Genomic DNA, 3755 nt, shown 5'->3' on the forward strand with positions numbered 1-3755 from the left:
TGAGCGCGTGCGTGTACCCCATCATGTGCTGTTGATCCGTTTCGTGGCCCGGCGGAACGGCGGAACCATAACTTCGCTCATGGTCAAGGGCCCAACCGGCGCGCCGCGTCTGCGGCAAAAGTGATCAGATCGCATGAACGGCGCCGTCGGCGGGAAGGCGTCAGCGCAGGAAGAGGCCGTACTCGGCCAGCTCCGAGGTGAGGTCGGGCGGCAGGCCGGCCAGCGCCGAGAGCTCCTCGGCCGAGACGAATCCACCCGCCTCGGCCCGGATCCGTTCGATCCGGGCGGCGAGCGCCGGGGTCACGCCGGGCAGGGTGGCGAGCACGCCGGCCGGAGCGCGGTTGATGTCGACGAGCCCGCCGTCGTCGTAGTGGCGGGGCAGATCCGGGCGGCCGATCCGCAGCTCCCGGGCGAGCGCCACGTCGGTGCGGGCCAGTTCCCGAGCCCGGTGCCGCAGGATGCGGCGCCTGCGTACGGTCTCGATGGCCGCCTCGTTGCCGGCGGTGCCGTCCACCCCGTGCGGGTCGAACACCCGGCGCCGGACCAGGAACGCGTGAAAGCACCCGCCGACCGCCTGGATGAAGACGCACGCCCCGAACACCGTCGACGCCGAGTCATGTCCGGGCGCCGCCGGATCGTTCATGTCGGAACGCACGGCGAGCTGCAGGGCGAGGAGCGCCGTATAGGCGATGGTGGCGAGCAGCAGATGGGCCCGCCGGCGCCAGAGGGTCGCCGCCGCGAAACAGAAGGGCGTGGCCAGCCCCAGTGTCAGCATCGGAAGGCCCGCCCAGGCGACGCTCAGCGCCGCGCGGCCGGGCGACATGCCGTCCGAGGGGACCCGGGGCACGGAGCCGCTCGCGGACTCGTACGGCCGGTCGGCGGGGATTCCCGGACGGTTCATCGATGCGACCTCCGGGGTTCATCCGATGGTCTTGTCCACGCCCGCGCTCGCGGGCGAGCCCTCAGGGCAGCGTGAGGATCTCGTGGCCATGTTCGGTCACGAGAAGGGTGTGCTCGAACTGGGCGGTGCGCTTGCGGTCCTTGGTGAGCACTGTCCATCCATCAGCCCAGATGTCGTAGTCGATCCCGCCGAGGGTGAGCATCGGCTCGATGGTGAATGTCATACCCGGTTCGATGATCGTTGTCGCGTGCGGATCGTCATAGTGCGGCACGATCAGTCCGGAGTGGAACGTCGTGCCGATGCCGTGGCCGGTGAAGTCCCTGACGACCCCGTATCCGAAGCGGCGCGCGTAGGCCTCGATGACCCGGCCGATCACGTTGAGGGCGCGACCGGGCTTGACCGCGCGGATCCCGCGCATCATGGCCTCGTGGGTGCGCTCGACGAGCAGCCGCGACTCCTCGTCGACGTCGCCCGCCAGGTAGGTGGCGTCGGTGTCGCCGTGGACGCCGTCGACGAAGGCGGTGATGTCGATGTTGATGATGTCGCCGTCGTGCAGCACCGTGTCGTCGGGGATGCCATGGCAGATCACCTCGTTGATTGAGGTGCACAGCGACTTGGGAAAGCCGCGGTAGCCCAGGCACGAGGGATAGGCGTCGTGGTCCAGAAGGTATTCGTGCCCGATGCGGTCGAGCTCGTCGGTGGTGATGCCGGGCCGGACGTGCTTGCCGACCTCCTCGAGAGCCTGCGCGGCGATCCTGCCGGCGACGCGCATCCGTTCGATGATCTCCGGGGTCTTGACCTCGGGCTCACCGGTGCGCGGCTGCTTCTTGCCGACGTACTCGGGCCTTGGGATGGTCGCGGGGACCTTGCGGATGGGCGAAACGCGGCCGGGCCGGAGTTGCGTCGTCATGTCCTGAGAGTCTAGTTGCCCCGAACGGGGGGAGGATTATCGAGGCCGCGAAGATGATCGGAGTGAGGCATCAGCATGAAGGACGATGACGACAAGTGGTGGTTCTGCCTGGCTCACCGGCGGGTCGAGCACGGCGCGGGCTGCCCGGGCAAGGACCGCATGGGCCCCTATGACTCGGAGGAGGCGGCCGCGGGCGCCTTCGAACTCGCCCGTCAGCGCAATGAGGCGTGGCGGCGCCAGGACGACGACGGCGACTGAGCCCCGCCGGCTTCGGGTGACGGCCGACGGTGGGGGCTGACGGTTGTCGGCTCACGGTGCCGGCTCACGGTGCCGGCCGGTACGGGGCCGGCCGGTGGCGCTCAGTCGGCAGTAGGGCCGCTCACCGTGTCGAGGAGGCGGGCCAGCCGTTCGCGCAGCCTCCGGCCGGAGCCGCGCCCCGTGGACGGCCCGGCCCACTCCTCACGTGACCCCAGAGGGTGCGCGGCCGCGGCGCTGACCAGATGCTGCGCGCCGTCGAAGGAGATGAACCCGTTCGGCCCCGGGACGCTGAGGGTCTCGTGGGCCAGACCTTCCAGCTCGCGGTCGCCGCCGTCGAGGGCCAGCACGACCGCACCGGTCCTGCGGGCGTCGTCGACCCGCTCGAGCAGCGGCACCGGAGCGGTCTCCTCCGCCACCACGAAGAGCGTCTCGCCCCGCCGCGCGTCCTCTAGGCGGTCGAGCCCGACCCGCAGGTGATCGGGCGCGTCCGGAGGCGGCCGCCAGCGGACCAGTGTGGGGGTGAGCTCGGGGATCCCGCCTTGACGGCTCTCGTCGTCGAGATGGGCGGCCAGATGCCATGGTTCGGCCTCGGGCGTGCCGAGGAGCAGCAGCCCGCCGGGCCGCCGGGTGGAGGTGCGCAGGGCGCGGGCGAACTCGCGGGTCCGCTCCAGCCATCCGGTGGAGGAGAGCGCCTCGCGCAGCATCGCGACCTGGTTCGCGTCCACGGCACCATGGTGCCGTACGAGACGGTCCGGCGACCCGCGTTTCCGGGCCGCGTTCCAGGCGGCGGGCGCGCCCCGGGTCAAGGCGAGGGGCACCGGGCGGGCGACTCGCTGCCACTGGCAGGATCGGAGCATGACTCAGCAGCAGCGATCACCGTACGACCTGCCGGACGTGAGCGGACTGTCCATCGGCATCCTCGGCGGCACCGGTGACCAGGGAAAGGGCCTGGCGCGGCGCTTCGCGCTCGCCGGCCACCAGGTGATCATCGGTTCGCGTAAAGCCGAACGCGCCCAGCAGGCCGCCGACAGCCTCGACGCGGGGCTCCCGGTCCGGGGCGCCGAGAACCCCGTCGCCGCGAGCGAGGCCGACGTCGTGATCGTCGCGGTGCCGTGGGACGGGCACAAGGCGACGCTGGAGTCGCTGCGCACGGAACTCGCCGGGAAGATCGTGATCGACTGTGTCAATCCGCTCGGCTTCGACAAGCAGGGCGCCTACCCGCTGCCGGTCGAGGAGGGGAGCGCCGCCGGCCAGGCGGCCTCGGTGCTCACCGAGAGCAAGGTCGTCGGCGCGTTCCATCACGTGTCCGCGGTGGTCCTGCTGGACCCGCAGGTCGAGCGGGTCGACCTCGACGTGCTGGTGCTCGGCGACGACCGCGAGGCCACCGACACCGTCCAGGCGCTGGCCGGCCGCATTCCCGGGGCACGGGGCGTGTACGCGGGACGGCTCCGCAACGCGAGCCAGGTCGAGGCGTTCACGGCCAACCTGATCTCGGTCAACCGCCGTTACCGGGCCCACGCGGGCATCCGCATCACCGACGTCGGCTGAGCCGGGCTCAGGGCGCGGTGGCGGGACGGCCGCCGCGCGGGACGGATGGCGGGTCGAGGCAGGGCGCGGCGGGTCGAGGCGGCGGGTGCCCGCTGCGACAGGAGGTGCGGTTGTCGGCGGAGCCCGCCATGCGCCGCA

At 71.6% G+C, this 3755-nt stretch carries 5 protein-coding genes; 2 read left to right on the forward strand and 3 right to left on the reverse strand.

The window, feature by feature from the left end:
* Positions 1–160 precede the first annotated feature (160 nt).
* Together HKK72_RS37295 and map are read right to left on the reverse strand one after the other, a co-directional pair.
* Positions 161–901: a ComEA family DNA-binding protein gene (locus HKK72_RS37295; protein ID WP_187239104.1), complete on the reverse strand. Its 741-nt coding sequence runs from the start codon at positions 899–901 to the stop codon at positions 161–163.
* Between the two features lie 61 nt (positions 902–962).
* A complete protein-coding gene (gene map / locus HKK72_RS37300) occupies positions 963–1811 on the reverse strand; it encodes a type I methionyl aminopeptidase (RefSeq protein WP_187239105.1) in 849 nt (282 codons plus the stop codon).
* A gap of 75 nt (positions 1812–1886) precedes the next feature.
* On the opposite strand from map, the gene HKK72_RS37305 reads away from it, so the two are divergent.
* Entirely contained in the window at positions 1887–2069 is a 183-nt protein-coding gene (locus tag HKK72_RS37305) for a hypothetical protein (RefSeq protein WP_187239106.1), read from the forward strand.
* Positions 2070–2170: 101 nt separating this feature from the next.
* On the opposite strand, the gene HKK72_RS37310 is transcribed toward HKK72_RS37305, so the two are convergent.
* Positions 2171–2794 (reverse strand): hypothetical protein, encoded by a 624-nt coding sequence (locus HKK72_RS37310; RefSeq protein ID WP_187239107.1) that lies wholly within the window; start codon positions 2792–2794, stop codon positions 2171–2173.
* Between the two features lie 130 nt (positions 2795–2924).
* On the opposite strand from HKK72_RS37310, the gene npdG reads away from it, so the two are divergent.
* Positions 2925–3617: an NADPH-dependent F420 reductase gene (gene npdG / locus HKK72_RS37315; protein WP_187239108.1), complete on the forward strand. Its 693-nt coding sequence runs from the start codon at positions 2925–2927 to the stop codon at positions 3615–3617.
* The last annotated feature ends 138 nt before the right edge of the window (positions 3618–3755 follow it).

Origin of the sequence: Actinomadura sp. HBU206391 (assembly GCF_014323665.1) — a bacterium.
GTDB lineage: Bacteria > Actinomycetota > Actinomycetes > Streptosporangiales > Streptosporangiaceae > Actinomadura_C.

Coding starts and splice junctions, on each gene's coding strand:
- HKK72_RS37295 (WP_187239104.1), bottom strand. CDS start 901: ATGAACCGTCCGGGAATCCCCGCCGACCGGCCGTACGAGTCCGCGAGC.
- map (WP_187239105.1), bottom strand. CDS start 1,811: ATGACGACGCAACTCCGGCCCGGCCGCGTTTCGCCCATCCGCAAGGTC.
- HKK72_RS37305 (WP_187239106.1), top strand. CDS start 1,887: ATGAAGGACGATGACGACAAGTGGTGGTTCTGCCTGGCTCACCGGCGG.
- npdG (WP_187239108.1), top strand. CDS start 2,925: ATGACTCAGCAGCAGCGATCACCGTACGACCTGCCGGACGTGAGCGGA.